General features: G+C 65.4%; 11 protein-coding genes. 6 read left to right on the top strand and 5 right to left on the bottom strand.

Annotated elements, in window-relative coordinates:
- From ACPEES_RS00005 to ACPEES_RS00015, 3 genes are all read right to left on the bottom strand, one after another.
- Positions 1-216, bottom strand: a 216-nt coding sequence (locus ACPEES_RS00005) for a hypothetical protein (RefSeq protein ID WP_435099408.1), incomplete at its 3' end; no start/stop codon positions are given.
- A 66-nt stretch (positions 217-282) separates the two neighbouring features.
- Positions 283-738, bottom strand: coding sequence for a hypothetical protein (locus ACPEES_RS00010; protein ID WP_435099411.1), 456 nt, complete (start codon positions 736-738; stop codon positions 283-285).
- 64 nt (positions 739-802) lie between these two features.
- Positions 803-1,411 (bottom strand): TetR/AcrR family transcriptional regulator, encoded by a 609-nt coding sequence (locus tag ACPEES_RS00015; protein ID WP_435099414.1) that lies wholly within the window; start codon positions 1,409-1,411, stop codon positions 803-805.
- 218 nt (positions 1,412-1,629) lie between these two features.
- Here ACPEES_RS00015 and ACPEES_RS00020 point away from each other — a divergent pair, with 218 nt between their 5' ends.
- On the top strand, positions 1,630-3,012 hold the full coding sequence (locus ACPEES_RS00020; protein ID WP_435099417.1) for an efflux RND transporter periplasmic adaptor subunit: 1,383 nt from the start codon (positions 1,630-1,632) through the stop codon (positions 3,010-3,012).
- On the top strand, positions 3,003-6,113 hold the full coding sequence (locus ACPEES_RS00025; RefSeq protein ID WP_435099420.1) for an efflux RND transporter permease subunit: 3,111 nt from the start codon (positions 3,003-3,005) through the stop codon (positions 6,111-6,113). Before ACPEES_RS00020 ends, ACPEES_RS00025 begins: the two co-directional genes overlap by 10 nt.
- Before the next feature lie 27 nt (positions 6,114-6,140).
- Here ACPEES_RS00025 and ACPEES_RS00030 read toward each other — a convergent pair whose 3' ends face one another.
- Positions 6,141-6,716, bottom strand: coding sequence for a GNAT family N-acetyltransferase (locus tag ACPEES_RS00030; RefSeq protein ID WP_435099423.1), 576 nt, complete (start codon positions 6,714-6,716; stop codon positions 6,141-6,143).
- Between the two features lie 634 nt (positions 6,717-7,350).
- Between ACPEES_RS00030 and ACPEES_RS00035 the strand changes: the two genes are divergently transcribed.
- Both ACPEES_RS00035 and ACPEES_RS00040 read left to right on the top strand, forming a co-directional pair.
- On the top strand, positions 7,351-8,382 hold the full coding sequence (locus ACPEES_RS00035) for a hypothetical protein (protein WP_435099426.1): 1,032 nt from the start codon (positions 7,351-7,353) through the stop codon (positions 8,380-8,382).
- A gap of 369 nt (positions 8,383-8,751) precedes the next feature.
- On the top strand, positions 8,752-8,985 hold the full coding sequence (locus ACPEES_RS00040) for a hypothetical protein (protein WP_435099429.1): 234 nt from the start codon (positions 8,752-8,754) through the stop codon (positions 8,983-8,985).
- A gap of 236 nt (positions 8,986-9,221) precedes the next feature.
- Here the strand turns inward: ACPEES_RS00040 and ACPEES_RS00045 are convergent, their stop codons facing one another.
- The gene (locus ACPEES_RS00045; protein WP_435099432.1) at positions 9,222-11,315 is read right to left on the bottom strand and encodes a phytase; all 2,094 of its coding nucleotides are present in this window, start codon (positions 11,313-11,315) and stop codon (positions 9,222-9,224) included.
- Between the two features lie 362 nt (positions 11,316-11,677).
- Here ACPEES_RS00045 and ACPEES_RS00050 point away from each other — a divergent pair, with 362 nt between their 5' ends.
- Together ACPEES_RS00050 and ACPEES_RS00055 are read left to right on the top strand one after the other, a co-directional pair.
- Positions 11,678-12,691: a diguanylate cyclase domain-containing protein gene (locus tag ACPEES_RS00050; RefSeq protein WP_435099435.1), complete on the top strand. Its 1,014-nt coding sequence runs from the start codon at positions 11,678-11,680 to the stop codon at positions 12,689-12,691.
- A gap of 7 nt (positions 12,692-12,698) precedes the next feature.
- On the top strand, positions 12,699-13,787 hold the full coding sequence (locus tag ACPEES_RS00055; protein ID WP_435099438.1) for an AraC family transcriptional regulator ligand-binding domain-containing protein: 1,089 nt from the start codon (positions 12,699-12,701) through the stop codon (positions 13,785-13,787).
- Positions 13,788-13,849 lie beyond the last annotated feature (62 nt).

Genomic DNA, 13,849 nt, shown 5'->3' on the forward strand with positions numbered 1-13,849 from the left:
CACGGCGCGCCTCGCGCCTTGCCCCATCGGCGCACAGACCGGCTGACGCATGACAATACTTCTGAGAAGATTAGTATACATGAACGACCCGATCGCAGCCGTCGCGGCACAGTGCTCGCCAATCTCGGGAGCCACCTCTTTCGCGCTAATTGACTGCGCCACGTCATAACCCGCAGGCGTGAAAGAAGTCGGATCTTCCGCGAGTTCCCCCTCCATGGGGCACTTCAACGGATTTGCCATCGAGCACGCGCGAGTGCGCCACAGGGAGCCACTCCCGGGACGTTACTGCAGTCGCGGAAACCGATCGGATGCGTAACGCGAATGGCAAGCCGTGCACGCCTCGATCATTTCCGCGTACAACCGGCGTTGTCGGACACGATTCTCCTCGCGCGCGGCGGCGGCCAACTCCGCGGTCAGTCGGTGAAAGGCTCGATCGCGTTTGACGAACGACGGCGGAACGGCCTCCATGAAGGCCTTGCGATTCTCCGCGGTCATTTCCTGTCGAAGAACGAAACTGTCGTGTATGGCCTGGGCCTTCGTGGCCACTACATCATCCTGTCCACGCACAATGGCCCCGAGTATCGCCTCGCTGGCGTCCAGGATGGCGTTCATTTCCTGTACCAACAGGCTCCGCACCTGCGGCGGCAGCTTCGGCCCGACCGGCTCCGCAGCGTTTGCCGTGGCTCCCACCAATGCGAGCAGGGTCAGTGTCAGGAAAAGGATACTTGAAGGTCTCACAGCAGCATCTCCTCCGGCGCCTTACACTTTTCATGTCACGATGTCCCGATAGCGTCACCGGGTCCTACGAACCGCGCTCTACCGGTTCTATGCCATTGAGTGCCGTATCCAGCACGCGCGCACCCTCGCGTTCGAGATCGAAGCCCCGGTCGGACAAGGACCACCGAATCGCCGTGCCCTGAACCACGGAGATCAGCAACCACGCCACCGCGTCCGCATCCAGATCTTCCCGTAGCTCGCCTTTACGGCGGCCGTCTTCGACGATCTGCTCCAACCGGGCGTGGAACCGTGCCGCGACCGCGGCAATCCCGGTCCGCAGCGCCGCATTGTCCCGGTGCAGTGTCCTCGAGAAGAGGATGGCGGGGAGCGCCGGTGTGGCCGCGATGAGGTCGAGCTGACAGGTGACCAGCGCCCGCAGCCGCTCCGGGGCACTGACCGGGGCGGTCGCCAGCGCGCTTCGCCAGGCCGCCTTCATGCGCTCGCTCACGACTCCGGCCAAGGCCTGCCACATCCCGGGTTTGCCGTCCGGGAAGTGACGATAGAGCGCCGGCTCGCTGACGCCCAGTCGCTGGGCGATGAGGCGAGTCGTCACGCGATCCGGGCCATGCGAGGCGGCCATATCGAGCATCGTTTCCACGACCTCCCGGCGCCGGCGTTCGCTCTTGTCGGTCACTCACAGCCTCCGAACAAAGATAGTGTTTACTAACATAAGATCATGGACGGGGGTTTGTCACACCCAATCAGTCTAGTGCCTTTGTAATCTGCTATGCATATTGGGTGTAACCCGTCGTTGCCGTTCTTCGCTTCAATGGTAAATGTTAGTGTTGACTAACATGTTGCGCGAGCTCCATCATCCCCGTTGTGCCCCGCCAGCGACTCAGGTCCCGCACCATGCCGAATCGTCGCTCCGTCGCCCGAACTCTGGCTTTTCTCCTGCCGCTGCTGATCGGAGTCGGCATGGCGGCCTGGCTCGTAGCGCATCGGACACCGGCCCAGAAAGAGACTGCCACCGAGGCTGCCACCGCCGCCCTGGTAGTCGCCGCGCCGCAAGTGCGCTGGGTGCCCAGGGCATTGGGCTACGGCGAGGCCAGTCCCGCGCGAACCTGGCGGGGTATCGCCGAAGTCGCCGGCCGCATCGTCGATCAGCACCCCAAGCTCGATACCGGCGCGATCCTGCCGGGGGGCGCGCTCCTTTTCCAGATAGACCGGACCGACTACGAGCTGGCCCTGGACGAGGCCGAAGCCGCCATCGCCGCCCGCGAGGCCCAAGTCGCCGAGCTGGATACCCGGATTGAAAACGTCCGGAGGTCGCTGGCGGTCGAGCGCCGCCGGCTGGAGCCCGCGCGTCGGGAGTACGAGCGTCTACAGACGCTGTTCGAACAGGGCACGGTGTCCCGCTCGGCGCTGGACGGCCAGCTACGCGAGTACCTGCAGCAACGCCAGGCGGTGCTGGACTTCGAGAACACGCTCGCCCAACTGCCCGCCGAACGTGAACGTCTGAAAGCCGAGGTGACGCGCGATCGGGTGCGCCGGGAGCAGTCTCGGCGTGATCTCGCCCGGACACGAATTACCGCTCCCTTCGCCATGCGCGTCAGTGCTGTCGGCGCTGAAACCGGGCAGTACGTCGCTACCGGGGAGACGTTGATGGAGGGCGACACCGTCTCGGCCACCGAGGTCGAGGCCGAGGTCCCAGTAGACCAATTCCGCGCCCTGCTGGATCCGGCGCGCCGGCCGCCGGAATCGGTGGCGCCGGAGCGCTTGGACGATTTGCTACCACGAATGGGGCTGACGGCCGAAGTGCGCCTGCGGACCCCGGGCGGGCGCCGGTCCCTGGCATCGTGGTCTGCCCGTGTCGACCGCATCAGCGACGCCATTGACCCGCGGACGCGAACGGTCGGTGTGGTGGCGGTGGTCGATCGCCCCTACGCCGACGCCCGGCCGCCGGAAAATCCCCCACTCGTCAAGGGTATGTACGTGGAGGTGCGACTGTGTGCCCCTGCGCGGACGCGAGCGGTCGTCGTTCCGCGCACGGCGCTGCACCAGGGGCGGGTGTACGTGGCGGACGCCAACGACCGGCTGGCGATTCGCGAGGTCGATGTCCGCTACCGCCACGACGGCTTCGCGGTCATCGCCAACGGCCTGGCGACCGGCGAGCGCGTCGTGGTGAGCGACCCGGTACCCGCCATCGCCGGCATGAAGCTGGCACCGCAGGCGGATTCGGCGGCCGAGGCGGCGCTGCTGGCGGACGCACGCGGAACGCACGCATGCCCATGATTCGATACTTCGCCGCTCACCCGACGGCCGCGAACCTGCTGCTCATACTGATCGTCGCGGCGGGGGTGCTTGCCGCCCCGACCCTCAAGCGGGAGACCTTTCCCCGCTACGAGCCCAGCGAGGTGGGTATCGACGTCGCCTATCCCGGCGCCGCCGCGGCCGACGTCGAGGACGCGGTCTGCGCGCGCCTGGAAGACGCCATCGAGGGCGTGACCGACCTCGGCGAGCTGCGCTGCGAGGCGTTGGACAACCGCGCCAGCCTCGTCGCCGAAATGCGCGAGGGCGGCCGTTTCCCGCGATTTCTCGACGAGGTGAAAACGGAGGTGGACGCAGTCGACGACTTGCCCGAACGTGCCGAGACGCCGCTGGTGCGGCAACTCCACCGCACCGAGTTCGTCGCCTCCATGGCGCTCGCCGGTGACATGGCCGTGCCGGATCTCAAGGCCTACGCCGAAATCCTCAAAGACCGCCTGCAGGGCGTCGCCGGGGTATCACTGGTGAACCTGCGCGGGTTTTCCGATCACCAGTTGCGTATCGAAGTGCCCAATCCCGTGTTGCGTCAGCACGGACTCTCCGTTGAGCAGCTCGCCCAGATCGTGGGGCGGCAGAATGTCGATCTGCCCGCTGGCAGCCTGGAGACCGCCGATCAGGAGGTACGCCTGCGTTTCCGCGACGAACGCCGCTCGCCCCGCGAGCTGGAGGAGCTGGTCGTCGTCGCCGGCGACAGCGGCGGCGAGGTACGTCTCGGCGATATCGCCACGGTGACGGACCTGTTCGAAGACCCGGAGCAAAAGATCACCTTCAACGGGCGCCGCGCGGCGGTGTTGGAGGTGCACAAGACCGTGGACGAGGACAGCCTGGGGGTGGTGGACGCCCTCCGCGGGTTCATCGAGCGGGAACGCCGCCGTGCGCCGCCCGGTGTCGAGCTCGCCCTGGCCCAGGACGTCTCCTCCATCGCCCGCGACCGGCTGACGATGCTGGTGGTCAACGGCATTCAGGGGTTGCTCCTGGTGTTCCTCGCCATGTGGCTGTTCTTCGGGCTGCGTTTCTCGTTCTGGGTTGCGTTGGGATTGCCGGTGTCCTTCCTGGGCACGATGTTCTTCATGGCCATCACCGGCTACTCCATGAACATGATCACCATGGTGGGCCTGCTCATGGCCATCGGGCTGCTCATGGACGATGCCATCGTCATTTCCGAGAATATCGCCGCCCACCTGAACGAAGGCCGCAGCCCGCTGGACGCGGTGGTCACCGGAACGTCCCAGGTCGCGCCGGGGGTGTTGTCGTCGTTCGTCACCACGGCCTGCGTCTTCACGCCGCTGGCGTTCCTCTCCGGGGACATCGGCACGGTGCTCGAAGTCATGCCGGTGGTGTTGTTGATCACGCTGGCGGTCAGCCTGGTCGAGGCGTTCCTGATCCTGCCCCACCATCTCGTACATCCGGTCCGGCGCATGGCCGAGCGTGAGCCGGGACGTTTCCGCCGGCGCTTCGAGTCGGCCTTCGAGACGCTGCGCGAGCGTGGCGTCGGGACCGCGGCCGACCTGGCGGTGCGCTACCGCTACCTGTTCGCCGGGGTGATGGCCTTCGCGTTGATCGCGACCGGCGGCTACATCGCCGGCGGGAATCTCAAATTCCAGGCCTTCCCGGATATCGACGGTGACGTCGTCGAGGCCCGCCTGCTTATGCCCCAGGGCACCCCGCTGCATCACACCGAGGCGGTCATCGCGCGCATTACCGACGCGCTGGCTCGGGTGAACGACGAGCTGACCCCGCGGCAACCCCGCGAGCAGCCCCTGGTGGAGGACGTCCAGGTGCGTTTTGCCGAAAACCGCGATGCCCACGAGACCGGTCCCCACGTGGCCACGGTGGTGGTGGACCTGCTCGGCGCGGAGGTGCGCACCATCACCCTGGATGTGCTCTATGCCCGCTGGCGGGCAGAGATCGGGCGTATTCCGGGGGCCATCCAGCTGACCATGCAGGAGCCGAGTATCGGCCCTCAGGGGCTGCCGTTCGAGTTCCGCCTGCAAGGCGACGATCTGCAGGCGCTGAAGGCCGCATCGGTGACGCTGCAGGAGGCCCTGTCTGCCTACGCCGGGCCGCGGGACGTCATGGACGACCTGCGCCCCGGCAAGCCGGAGCGCCACATCCGCCTCGCCGAAGGGGCGACCAGCCTGGGGCTGGATGCCGCCACCGTCGCCGGGCAACTGCGCGCGGCTTTTCTCGGCGAAACAGCGGCGGAGACTCAGGTCGGGCCGGAGAGCTACGAAATCCAGGTGCGGCAACCGTCGGCCGACCGCGACAGCCTCCAGGACCTCGACGACTTCACGATCACCCTCCCCGACGGCGGTCAGGCGCCGCTATCGGCGGTGGCCACCGTGGAGCCCGCCCGCGGGTGGGCGCGCATCCACCGTATCGACGGCCGCCGGACGGTGACGGTGACCGGCGAGCTGGACACCCGCCGCGGCAACGCCATGCAGATCATCGACGCGCTGCGCCGCGAGACGCTGACGGAACTGCGGCAGCAGTATCCCGGCGTGACGATCAACCTGGAAGGCCAGGCCAAGGAAGCCGCCACCACGGGCGGCTCGGTGCAGTCGGCCTTCCTGTTCGGGCTCGTGGGGATCTTCGTCATCCTGGCCTTTCAGTTCCGCAGCTACCTGGAACCGCTGGTGGTCATGACGGCGATCCCGTTCGCGGGGCTTGGCGCCGTCTGGGGGCACGTGCTGCTCGGCTACCCCATCTCCATGCCGAGCCTGGTCGGCGCGGCGTCGCTGGCGGGTGTGGTGGTCAATGACTCCATCCTGCTGGTGCAGTTCGTCAAGCTCCGCAGCGCCACGCAGCGTAGCGCAGCAGACGCCGCGCGCCTGGCGAGCCGCGACCGCTTCCGCGCCGTACTGCTCACTTCGCTGACCACCATCCTCGGCCTGCTGCCGCTGCTGGCCGAAGGCAGTCTTCAGGCCCAAGTGCTGAAACCCCTGGTGATCAGCGTCGTCTTTGGCCTGTTCGCCACGACGCTGGTCGTGCTGTTTCTGGTGCCGGCACTCTACAGCGTCATCGACGACGCCCGTGGCGCCGCCACGCTGAGCTCGAATACGCCCTGACCCATTGTCTCGCTTCGGTATCTGCTACTAACCGGCGTGCAACTGCGCTTGCGCGACCGGAAACTGGAACCTCGCCTGAAATACCGCCTTGCCATCCTGTGCCGCTCGTTCCACGCGAGTGAGCTCACTGCGCCATGGCGGCGGCGTCTGCGCGGGGGGAGCGGTGTGGTGCACGACAATGCGCGCCCCAAGCCTGCGGGTTAAATGCAGCATCCTGCCGTTGTCCAGCAAACACGTTACGTTCACAGCCGCCACGCAGCGATTCCTGGCGGCTAGTAGCGTGCTCTGAAGGAGCTCGGTGCCCACGCCCTGCCCCTGGTATGCAGCCTCCACGGACATTGCGAGCTCGGCGGTGAGCGGCCACACCCCGTCCAGCGGTGTAACCTCCGCTGCCCCACGGAGTTCATCGTCTACGAAACAGGCAATCACCAAGCTTCCGGAGCGTTTCGCCCGCTCGCAGTGCTCGCGCACGAAAACGTCGTTTACGGCGTGGCAGAAGCGCATCGTTCGGTCATCCGGATCCAACCGTAGGAGGTGATCACGAAAAGCTCTCCATTCATCACGCCGTAACGGTCGAAGAATCATAAGGGAGGTTGGTGCCATCGGTTGACTCTCCTGCGCAAAGCGGCCGCGACCAACAGTGGCCTGAAACGAGCAGCGGTCACGGGCTACAGTTCCTCACCAAGCGGCTCGATTTGGCGCCTTGACCAAGGGTTCTCGCGAGCCGCAATGGTTACGCATTTACTGATCCGCGCTTCCCGTGATAACTGCCAGACAACGGCGGTTCGCTGTTCTTCCTTCTTTGGAGGAGCGGCCTCCCAAAGAAGTGCGCGGCGTCGGTGGCACGCCACGCGTGAAGTCAGTGCAATCGTCGGTGCCGGACGAAGCGATCGATTTGCTCAACTCTCTGCAGGAGCCATGCCACGATCCTGCAGAAGGGGGAGTATCGGTGATGTCCTCCCGCGTAAGCGCGGTGCGCTGTCCCCGGGGGACGACGTCGAAGCGCACTCGACGAGGGGTCGGGTTCATCGCGGCCTCGCTGAAGTACGCGTCTGTGGGGGCTCGAGCGTGTCCGGGTCTTGCATGTCGCTCCCTGGGCACGGCTCACGCTAGCATTGCGGCTGTGTGTGCTCGGCTCCGCGGCGCGGCCAACGCCCTAAGTGTCAACGTCATACCCGACATTGCGCTGCTCGGCCGCACAGACGGGACACCGACTCAAGACGACTCAGGATCAGGGATGAACGTAACGAGGCTTTTGGTTCGGACGGGCAAATGGACGGGCTTTCTTCTCGCGGGCTTTGTGGTGTGTGCGGTTGCGGGCTATGCCGCCCTGCTGCTGATCAATAGAGCGGACCGGCCACCGTCAACGACGGCGATGTCCTTCGCCAGGCTGCTCCACCATGACGGTGAGCTCGACGCTGCTGACAATGCGGTGCCCTATATCGCTGGCCTCGATGCCGCGCGCGGGATGGACCCGCGCGAGCTTGGCCTCGACCGGATCCAGCGCGATGCCGGAACGCCGCCCGGGGATGGCGAACACGCTGGAATCTCGCTGCATTCGCATTTGTCCGAGGATGTTTCGGGACTGGAACAGTGGATAGCGGTTTGCGAGACGCCGGATGCGAGGTGTCTCGACCGGCTCCGTGCGGACGGCGATACGCTCGCTGCAGCATTGCCGAGGGCCGCCTGGATGCTCCGTCGGTATCAGCGGCTTCTGCAATACACTCACTGGCGGGAACCTGCGCCAGACTACTATTCGACTTGGCCCTACGGGGCGGCCACTGCGCTTAACCGTTTGCATGGGCTTCACGTGTGGCAGCTCGCTCGTCATGAGGGCGGAGACGCGGCACTGACTCGGCTGGATCGCGAGGCGCGGTTCTGGCGTTTGACGCTGGCGAACACCAACACAGTGATCGGGAAACGCGTGGCAACCGCGTTCTTGCGCCGGAATCTGCTCTGGACCAACGCTGTCCTCGCGACGCTCCCTCGTGGTGGTACTTCGCGGGTACCCGATAGCTGGCTGCAGCCACTGACCGCGCAGGAGCGCTCAATGAGGCGCGTTTTCGCGGGTGAGCTGCACAAGACAAGGATGTTTTTCCGCTCCACCGAGGCAGCGACCGAGCGCGCCTCTTATCTCGACCGTCCGGTTTGGCGGCTCGAGGCGCCTTTGCTGCAGCCTCAGGCCTCCCTTACTAATCCGATCACAGGTAATACCCCGTGTCAGCGAGCCTGTCGGGCGCTCTCGCAAGGCGCGAGGAGCGTGGTGTAGCAAGGTCTACATGAGCGACGAGCAACGCCGCGAGAGCGCCCGACAGGCTCGCCCGAAGGGAGCGCTTGTGCGGCCCGGCTGCGGCGTTGCGCTCCCTCGACGTGAGCCTCGCCACGCCTTCGCTCGCGCGTCTTGCAGCCAAACCGCACAAGCGCTCTGACACGTGGCATTACCTGTGATCGGATTAGTAACCGCCTGGCAGCTCGTTATGACCGGATCGTTCAGGCACTCGACGCCCCCTACCCCCGTCTGCCATCGGCGGTGGAGAGCTTGCGCCGCGCACGCCGGTTTCGGCACCAGGGTTCTGACTGGTTGGCACCCTACAATCCGACCGGTCGCTATCTGATTGGGGTGGCGGAGCCCGACTGGGTGGAATACGGGCTCCAGGTAGCCGATCTGGAGGGCGCGCGACGGGCTCTGATCGCGACCGTGCGGTTACGTGCGCAAGGCGTGAAGGCTCGGAACGTGCCGGCACGATTGGATGACGTCGACCTTGGGAACCCTTACACAGGCGAGACATTCCAGTGGAATAGTGAAGAACAATCGGTCACCTTTGACGGGATGTCCGCGCGCGGCAAGGGGGGTATTTCAATTCCGTATTGATGGTGGTCACGTTTTTCTGCTGCTATTCGCACAGCGGCCGGCTCATCGGCTCCATGACGCGCCCGAAGGGAACGCCCCCAGTCTCGCCAGCGCAATGTTGCGCCTCCTCGCCGCGCCTGGCCCTGGCGAGACTGGAGTGCATCAAAAATGCAACGAAGTTCCGATACGGGACATGAGCAGGGCGTGATGATGCCACCGCACACGCTCAGTGAGGCGGCATCAGTGCGCGCGCCTTCCTATAGTCCCAGCACCTGCATCACCTCATCCCAGCTCGTGAGCTTGAAGTTCTGGTTTCCGGGGGCGTATTCGCCGTCGACGTTATACCAGTCCTGCGCGATGAATATTCCGTTGGGGTAGCGCTCGCCGAACTGCCCGGGCACCACGTGAATGCCGTCGGTGTCGCTGGCGCCGTCGACACCGCGCTCGTCGTCCCCGATTATCGCGAATACCCCGGCGACGCTGCCGCTGTTGTTCAAATCGTAGACGACGTAGGTATTGTTGCCCTGGCTGGAAGCGATGAGGTATTTGTTGGTGCCGTCATCGTAGAGCGTCAGCCCTTCCACATCGGCCACCAGCGTTGATCCATCGACGGCGGCGAACCGGGTCGGGTCGGCGGTGGTCAGCGGCTCTGCCTCGTACGTCCAGATGCCCTCGTCTTCCTCACCGAGGTAGAGCTTGCCGCTGTGGTCGTCCGCCACGCATCCTTCCGGCTGGCTGTCCAGGCGGAAGCGTCGGACCACTTCGCCGGCGACGCCCTGTTGCGTCACGCGCAACCGCCACTGCTCAACCTGCCCGTCTTTGCCGTTGACGAAGACATAAGGGGTGCCGTCGAAGCCCTTGTACATGCAAAGGCCATAGACCTCGCCCACGCCGGACACCAGCTCCGCAGCCTCGGCGTGTACATGGTTTCCGACCGCGGGCAGCCGTTGAATGGGCTGCTGATCCGGTGTCGCCTCGACGATGCGATAGAGGGCGATCGTGTTCAGCTCGCGGTTGGACGCCGCGGCCAGGGTGATCTGTTGGCCATCGCTGCCGGTGACGTTCTGGCGCAGATCGACGTTGTTCGGTTCGCCGCCCTCGAGGTACTGGACTTCGTTGCCCGAGAGGTCGTACGCCATCAATCCGCCCTGCTTGTTGGTGCCGAGTACCAGGCTCTTGGCCGGGTCAGAGGGATGCACCCAGAATGCCGGGTCGTCGGCAGCATCGCCGTCGTCGTCGACTTCGTCGGTTTCCGCCGTGGCCGCCACCAGCTTCACGTCCGGCACCTCGAGCTCGCGATGACTCAGGACATCGGTCACCGGGGCTGCCGTGACGGCCCGGTTGTAAGTGCTGTAGGGGAGCTTTTCGTAGACGGGCTCCGCGGCCTCCGTGTTGCCCAGCCAGAAGGCGTCGGCGCCGATGGCCAGGGCCTCGGCTTCGGCAATGCCTTCCACCTGGAAGGTGGTGACGTGGGCATTCTCCCCGCCTCGCTCATAGACCGAGAAGCCGACGCCCTCGTCCGCGACCACCAGGTACCCTGCTCCGGCGCCACCGTATATGAGATCCAGGCCTTCGATCTCCTGCAATCGCCCCAACGGATACACGCTGTCCACGAGGCGCCGGCCTTTGACGTCTTCGGCACCGGCACCGTAGGCCCAGACGCCCACTTCCTCTTCGGCGACATAGAGGGTCGCGGTCTTGTCGTCGACGACGCAGTCACTCAGCTCGCCGCCGGCGCTGAACCGCCGTACCGGCACCGGTTGGCCGGTGTCATCCATCACCGTGCTTACCACGCCACTGCCGTCGTAGCGCAGCTTGTACTGCACCACACGGCCGCTCCCCGAGACGCCGGTGACCGAAAGCTCGTCGGTGGTGACGTTCTTGTGAAGACAGACCGACTCCGGCTCGATCGTCGCCGGCAGGCTGCCCAGATACGTGAGCGGTTCGTTGAGACCGGGCTGGATTCGGTAGAAGCCGAAGGCCCCCTCCTCCGGCAGCCCGACTGCCAGCAGATCGATCCGTTGCCCGTCGGGCGTTGCGATGTCGTAGCGAATATCGGCGCCGAGTACAGCCCGAACCGGGTCGTGCTGCAGTAGCTGCCCGTTGTGATCGAACAGCGCCAGGCCATCGCCTTCCAGCGCCACGGCCAGAAGATCCTCGCCGGGTGTGGTCGGATTCATCCAGACAGCGGCGTCCCCGATATCCTCGAAACTGGCCGATGTGACCAGTTCGGTGGCCAAACGCTCGCCGCCGTCCGGGGGCTCCGGACTGTCGCTGCCGCTGTCATCGCCGCCACAGCCCGCCAGGGCGAGGCAAAGGCATACGTACAGGGAATGACGCCATGCGGTCATGTCGTGCTCCTTCGATCATGCGTGATGGATGGCTGCGGACCGATGGCCCGAGCGCCGCGCACGCTAGTCAGCCATCAAGACAGTTCCGTGACAGTCCTGCCGCCGGACCGGGTATGTAGCGGTTTCGTACCGGTTGAAGGCGCATGATTCGGCGTCCTTTGAGCTCTTCGGACGGGTCCAGAACGCGTTTCCGCCCCGCCGACGCGTCGATACAGGGGCTGTTGCGTGAATTCTCGACAAGATGCCTGAGCTGACGGGACCGCCCACGATCCCGGGTGTAGCAATGCCGTCATATGACGGTGCTACAAGGCCCGCAATTCACCCGTGTTGCCTTTTCGTTACAACGCCCGGGAGGACCTGGCGTGGAGTTGATCCGGAGATTCTTCGATACAGGCATGCGCCGCACTTCGAGTCTGCGTCGGTGGGCGCGCAATCTGGGCGAACATCGCGCCTGGCTACTCGCCCTTCTCGGGTTCGCCCTGGGGCTGGTCGCGCTCAATGCCTACTTCGGCGATGTAAAGCCCGCCGCCGACTGGGACTGGATAGACATCGTGGGGGAAGGCGCCACGGTGGTGTTCGTCGTGATCTGGCTCGTCCTGATCCTGTCCGTGCGCCCGAAAGGTCCGGTAACCGCGCTCTTCGCCACGGGACTGATCGGCATCACCGTCGCCTGTCTGCAGGATGTTCTGGATGAAGTCTATGAGCTCGCGGACGGCGTCGTCTGGGACAGTCTGATCGAGTCCTTGCCCGTCGGCCTGTTGTTGCTCACTGCCGCCATCGCGGCATGGTGCCGCGAACAGCGAATGATCAACCGATTCATGGACAAGCGCGAGCGCCTGTTCCGCTCCCATGGCGAGCTCGATGGCTGCCTGCCGGTGGCGAAGCTGCCCTACTTCAAGCAGCGGCTCGCCGCGCTTCACCGCAATGCGCCGGCGACCTGGGCGCGTGCCGCGGTGGTGATGCTGGAGGTCGAGCAGTACAACGAGGTCAGCCATCGCTACGGCGGCCGCCAGGCCGACCGCATGCTACTGACGGCCACCGAGCTGATTCTGCTGAATCTCGATTCCGACGACCTGCTCTGCCGCTACGCAGGTGGTCGTTTCGTCATCCTGCTGCTCGGAGTATCCGACGCCGAGGCGCAGCGCTTCGCGGAGCGCCTTGCTGCTTTCTTCAGCAACTACCAGTACACGGCGCCCGGCATGCCGCGCACTCCGCTAGGGCTTGCCGTCGGCGTGGCGAGCGTCGGCGCGTCGGACGCCGCCCGTAGCCACACAACCGCTGGAAGTGCGGTGTTTTCGCCGGATGATCTGTTGCGACGGGCCGCGGCGATGCTCGCGGCCCGTCGCCGGTACACGAGCAAGACAGCCGCTGGCTAGCGCCGGCATGCAGGACCACCTGATCGCACTGCCCCGGGGCGCAACGGTGAGACTCGCACAGGCGCCGCCGGTTGCCCGGCCGTGGCTGGAGAATACCCGGCGGTTCATCGGTGTGGCGGGGCACGTAGCCCTGTTACTCGATCTGCTGGTCGATCGTGGCATCGATCCGAACCACCTCCTGCGCGGCACCCGGGTATTTCGTGAGACGCTGCACGACGGCAATCGCCGCATCAGCCCCCTGGAGTTGGCGCGCATCTTCGGTAACGCCGCGCGGCTCAGTCAGCATCCTGACTGCAGTTTCGTGCTCGGGCAGCGTCTATGGCCAGGGATTTTCAACCACTACTCGGCGGCGCTGTTGCATGCCCCTGACCTGGCGACGGCGCTCCGGTTGCTGGCCGATCACAGCGATGTCTATTTTCCGCTGCTCAAACCGCGATTGCTGTTCTCCGCAGCGCAGTGTCACGTCCTGTTCGAGGACGCATTCGGTGTGCTCGGCGATGCCGCGACCCGACGCTTCGCCGTCGAGACCTGGATGAGCGCGGTGGTTTCCCTGGCGGACTGGTTGGGTGGTCACAAGCTATCCTGGCAGGCCCGTTTGAGCCATTCCGAACCCGCCTGGCTCGAACAGTACGAAGTGGCGCTTGGCCCGAACCTGTCCTTCGGCTATCCGTACTGCGCCCTCAGCATCAATCAACACAGTACCTGGCTGGCCTGGCCCAGGGCGTCGAAAACCGCTTTCCGGATGGCTGCATCCGCCTGCCGTGTCCCGGGTGGGCGTGAAACCGACGAGAGTTTGTTGACGCGGGTTCGCGAGTTCATGCTGGCGGACATTCAGCGCACGCCGTCGTTGCCGGAGCTCGCAGAGGCATTCGGCATGAGCCCTGCCACCCTCAAACGGCAATTCGGCCGGCACAATACGGCCTACCAGAAGCTAGCGGACGGGGTCCGCCGGCAATTGGCATCCTTTCTCATGCAGGATCTCAGGCTGCCAGCGGGCGCTGTCGCTGATTGTCTCGGTTACCACGACACCAGCAACTTCCGTCGCTCGCTAAGGCGCTGGGCATGCTGGCCCTCCGCCGCCCGCCACGTCCGCTAGGCCTGGAGCCGCCGGAACGCGTCACGGCGGTCACGCTCCGCGCCGAGTCCATCCAACGTAGT

Source organism: Arhodomonas sp. AD133, from assembly GCF_051195215.1.
Lineage (GTDB): Bacteria > Pseudomonadota > Gammaproteobacteria > Nitrococcales > Nitrococcaceae > Arhodomonas.